Annotated in this window: 4 protein-coding genes; 1 reads left to right on the forward strand and 3 read right to left on the reverse strand. The window is 62.3% G+C overall.

Features of this window, described 5'->3' with window-relative positions; all coding sequences use genetic code 11:
- Both ACY693_RS15870 and ACY693_RS15875 read right to left on the reverse strand, forming a co-directional pair.
- On the reverse strand, positions 1-702 hold a 702-nt coding region (locus tag ACY693_RS15870; protein WP_462322785.1), incomplete at its 3' end, for a UDP-2,3-diacylglucosamine diphosphatase.
- Between the two features lie 36 nt (positions 703-738).
- Positions 739-1227, reverse strand: coding sequence for a peptidylprolyl isomerase (locus tag ACY693_RS15875; RefSeq protein ID WP_462322786.1), 489 nt, complete (start codon positions 1225-1227; stop codon positions 739-741).
- A gap of 228 nt (positions 1228-1455) precedes the next feature.
- Between ACY693_RS15875 and cysS the strand changes: the two genes are divergently transcribed.
- Entirely contained in the window at positions 1456-2844 is a 1389-nt protein-coding gene (cysS, locus tag ACY693_RS15880) for a cysteine--tRNA ligase (protein ID WP_462322787.1), read from the forward strand.
- A gap of 246 nt (positions 2845-3090) precedes the next feature.
- On the opposite strand, the gene folD is transcribed toward cysS, so the two are convergent.
- Complete coding sequence (gene folD, locus ACY693_RS15885) at positions 3091-3942, reverse strand: bifunctional methylenetetrahydrofolate dehydrogenase/methenyltetrahydrofolate cyclohydrolase FolD (RefSeq protein WP_462322788.1); 852 nt, start codon at positions 3940-3942, stop codon at positions 3091-3093.
- Between the last annotated feature and the right edge of the window lie 271 nt (positions 3943-4213).

Here is a 4213-nt window from a genome sequence, read left to right on the forward strand (position 1 = left end):
CTCGCCACCATCGTCCCTCCAATCCGCTAGCACCTGTCTCAGCGCCGGTTGACCGTCCACAGACAACCTGTGGTCTTGCGGGCGATGGGTATGGCCATGGATCAGTCGGCGCACGCCGTAGCGGCGCATCCGGCTGTCGACGGCGATCGGACTCACATCCATGATCTCAGCGGGCTTTTCGGCCATCGCCTCGCCGCTGCGCTGTCGATAGTGGGCTGCGATGCGTCGCCGCCTGCTCAACGGCGACCAAAGGAATAGGCGCTGCACGACCGGATGATGGACCCGGCGCCGAAAGCGCTGGTAAGCGAGATCGTCAGTGCAGAGCAGGTCGCCGTGCATGAGCAGAATCGGCTCGCCACCGAGCCAAATGAGCTGGGGATCGCGGATCAGCCTGCAGCCGGTCGCCCGCGCGAAGCGCCGGCCAAGCAAAAAGTCCCGATTGCCGTGCATGAGCGAGCACTGCGTGTGCTGCTGAGTCAGTCGGCTCAGGGCGGTGCGGACCTCGGGTAAAGGGTCGTCATCGTCCCCGATCCAGGCGTCGAACAGATCACCGAGGATGTAAAGCTGCTCCGCCTTGGGCGCGCGACACTCAAGAAAATCGATGAAGAGCTTGGTGAGCGCCGGTCGCTGCGGCGAGAGGTGAACGTCCGAGACGAACAGCGTCTCCGCCGCATGCGGTGTTCCGTTTACCGTGCAGCCCACAGGGTCTATGGCGAACAGCGTCGGGCGCGCCTCAGATCAGTCGAGGATCTCGGCCTTCTCGATGACCACATCATCAACCGGAACGTCTTGGTGCCCTTGGCGACCGCCGGTCTTGCTACCCTTGATGGCATTGACGACATCCATGCCCTCGACGACTCGCCCGAAGACGCAGTAGCCCCAGCCATCCTGGCCAGGATGGTCAAGGAAACTGTTGTCCGCGACGTTGATGAAGAACTGCGACGAGGCTGAATGCGGGTCGTTGGTCCGTGCCATGGCAACGCTGCCGACCGTATTCTTGAGGCCGTTGCTCGCCTCGTTCTCGATGGGGGGCCGGGTCGGCTTCGGATTGAAGTTGACGTCCATCCCGCCACCCTGAATCATGAAGCCGTCGATCACCCGATGAAACAGGGTACCGTCGTAATGCCCGTCGCGGACATATTGCTCGAAATTCTCGGCGGTGATGGGGGCGTTCTCGTGGTCGACGTCGATCAGGATGTCGCCGTGATTCGTTTCGAGTTTGATCATGAGTGTCTCCTAGGTTTGACTCCCAGCTTATCAAAATTGGTCAGCAGATTCGCGCTTGAGGGCGACAGGCGATGCCTGCTGGGCCGCGAGTGGGGGCGCTGTCCAGTCGCTACCCAGCCGTCCAGTCCAGACCATTTCCGCCCAGACCATTTGTGCGTTTCCCTGGACCAGTCTCATCGTTTTCCCTGTGTTTCTCTCCCTCTCTGCTCAGTTCGGAGCCCGTCTTAGATGTTGCACATCCACAATAGCCTGACCCGCCAGAAGGCCCCGTTTCAGCCGATCGAGCCCGGCAAGGTCCGGATGTATGTCTGCGGCATGACCGTCTACGACTATTGCCATCTCGGGCATGCGCGGGTGCTCGTGGTCTTTGACGTAATCTACCGGTGGCTGATGCGTAGCGGCTTTGAGGTGAGCTACATCCGCAACATCACCGACATCGATGACAAGATCCTGGCGCGCGCAGCAGAGAACGGTGAGGACTTTGGTGCGTTAACGGAACGCTTCATCGCTGCGATGCATGAGGATGCCGCTGCGCTCTCGATCCTGCCCCCAAGCGAGGAGCCGAGAGCCACGGCTCATATCGACGAGATCGTCGCGATGATCGAGCGACTCATCGAGAACGGGCATGCCTACGTTGCTGATAACGGTGACGTCTACTACGCGGTCGCAAGCTTCCCAGGCTACGGCCGTCTCTCTGGCAAGGACCCTAAAGACCTACGGGCCGGGGCCCGAGTTGAGATCGGTGAGTCCAAGCGCGATCCGCTCGATTTTGCGCTCTGGAAGGCCACGAAACCCGGTGAGCCCGCCTGGGAGGCGCCCTGGGGCTCGGGACGTCCAGGCTGGCACATCGAGTGCTCGGCGATGTCGACGTGCCGGCTGGGCAACCATTTTGACATCCACGGAGGTGGTGCGGATCTGCAGTTCCCGCATCACGAGAATGAGATCGCACAGTCAGAGGGTGCGACCGGCGAGCCCTTCGTCAACGTCTGGATTCATAACGGCTTCGTCCGCGTCAACGACGAGAAGATGTCGAAGTCGCTCGGCAACTTCTTCACGGTGCGTGAGATCCTCGAGCGCTATCAGCCGGAAGAGGTGCGCTACTTTATCCTCGGCAGCCATTACCGAAGCCCGCTCAATTATGATGACAGTCAGCTCGATGGCGCGCGTGCTGCGTTGACACGGCTATACACGGCACTGCGCGGACTGCCGATGGTTGAGGCGGCGGGCGGCGAGCAGGCCCGTGAGCGCTTTACAGCGGCGATGGACGACGACTTCAACACCCCGGAGGCGCTCGCTGTGCTGTTCGAGCTGGCGCGCGAGATCAACCGCCTGCGTGAATCGGACCTCCAAGCCGCTGCTGCGCTCGCTGCCGAGCTGCGCGGACTCGCAGCGGTGCTCGGGTTGCTAGAGCAAGATCCAGACGCCTATTTGCGCGGTGAGGGTGCGACCAAGGGCAGCGGGCCGAGCGATGCCGAGATCGAGGGTCTGATCGCGGCTCGCGCAGAGGCACGTCGCGCGCGTGACTTCGCCGAGGCCGATCGCATCCGCGATCAGCTCCAGGCGGCCGGAATCCTGCTCGAAGATGGTGCTACGGGTACGAGTTGGCGTCGTGGCTAATGTCCATGGCGCGCTGTCTCCCCGGACGATGAAGCGCTTATTTCACGGTAACCTGCAAGCAGGTGAGCTTGCAGGGTTGCATGCGTGCTGGCACCCGTCGGTGGCGGTGCTCGCAGTGCGCCCTAAGACGTTGTCCACCAACGGCTTCCCAATTTGAGCACCGCTGTAGTGTGATCATCGGGAAGTTCAAATTAAACAGCTACTAAGCGCGGGGGCCATTCCAGGGCCTCAGAGTCACCGCGACGACTACTGGCAGAGGTCGGCGGCCTGCAAGGTGTTGTCCAGCAGGCTGGCGATGGTCATCGGGCCAACCCCGCCAGGTACAGGCGTGATCCAGCTTGCTCGCTCGGTCGCGGCGTCGAAATCAACATCACCGCAGAGCTTGCCGGCCGCATCGCGGTTCATGCCGACATCGATCACGATGGCGCCAGGCTTGATCCAATCACCGGGGACGAATCGCTCGCGGCCGATGGCGACCACCAAGAGATCGGCGGCGCGCGCCTTCTCGGCGAGATCCTTGGTTCGGCTATGGCAAATGGTGATGGTGCAGCGCGCCGCGAGCAGCTCCAGCGCCATCGGTCGTCCAACGATGTTCGACTGCCCGATGACGACTGCGTCCATGCCTTCCAGCGTTTCGCCGGAACGCTCGAGCAGCGTCATCACCCCCTTCGGTGTGCAGGGTCGCAGCACGGGCATGCGTAATGACAGGCGGCCAATATTGTAGGGGTGGAAGCCATCGACGTCCTTGGTCGGCAGGATGCGCTCTATGACCGCTTCGGGCTCGATCTGGGGCGGTAGCGGCAGCTGCACCAGAATGCCGTTGATCGCAGGGTCCGCATTGAGCCGATCGACCACATCGATCAGCTGTGCTTGCGATACGCTGGCCGGCAGCTCGTGCAGCTCGGAATGGAAGCCAACCTCGGCGCAAGCCTTGCGCTTGTTGCGCACATAGACCTGTGAGGCCGGATTCTCGCCGACCAGAACCACTGCCAGCCCTGGCCTGCTTTGTCCCGCCAGAGCGCGCCCTGAGACCCTCGCTGCGACCTCGTTGCGCACCTCAGCTGAGATCGCTTTGCCGTCAAGAACCTGTGCGCTCATCGATACCCTCTCCCGGTCAGGCCAAGCCCGCAATCCTAACCCGATTGCGCCCCCGCTGCATGGGTCTAGCGCAAGCCGCGTGATATGCGCGTTGACGCCAATATCGCGACGGCGTATACTAATCGGCTCGACGATCCTTTGAGACGCCTTGACGGGGACCATCGTCAGGGCGAAGCGCGCCGGCTCATGGTTGCGGGCTCTGCGCAAGGGGGTCGAGCACCGGGGTATAGCGCAGTCTGGTAGCGCGCCTGCTTTGGGAGCAGGATGTCGG

The organism is Halochromatium sp., from assembly GCF_054919635.1.